Origin of the sequence: Pseudoalteromonas sp. SIMBA_162 (genome assembly GCF_046535955.1) — a bacterium.
In the GTDB taxonomy this organism is placed as follows: Bacteria; Pseudomonadota; Gammaproteobacteria; order Enterobacterales; family Alteromonadaceae; genus Pseudoalteromonas; species Pseudoalteromonas marina.
Map to the genome: position 1 here is coordinate 1 of NZ_JAWJBQ010000534.1, position 266 is coordinate 266.

The 266-nt window shown below is 65.4% G+C and carries 1 protein-coding gene; it reads left to right on the forward strand.

All coding sequences use genetic code 11. The features are described from left to right. The coding region (locus R0J88_RS20815) for a hypothetical protein (RefSeq protein WP_410900997.1) at positions 1–266 on the forward strand (266 nt) is incomplete at both ends.

The following is a 266-nucleotide window of genomic DNA, read 5'->3' on the forward strand; positions in this document are numbered from 1 at the left end:
GCCCTTCTGTGCCAACCGCGACGTGATTGGCTTTAACTGGATTGCCCCTAAGCAGGGCGAGTTCTGCCGCGCCTGCGCGATGACCGCCCTAGCCCCAGACCCTTCCATTTCCGATGCGATACCTAACTGGGCGCAAACCGAGGCGGCCAAGCGCTGGGTGCTTGATAACCTGGGCCGCTGGCACTGGTTTCGCCCGGAAGACCCCGGCGCGCCGCCGGTGTTTCATATGCTGGCGGAAGGCGACACCCCGGTGCCCATGGGGCACG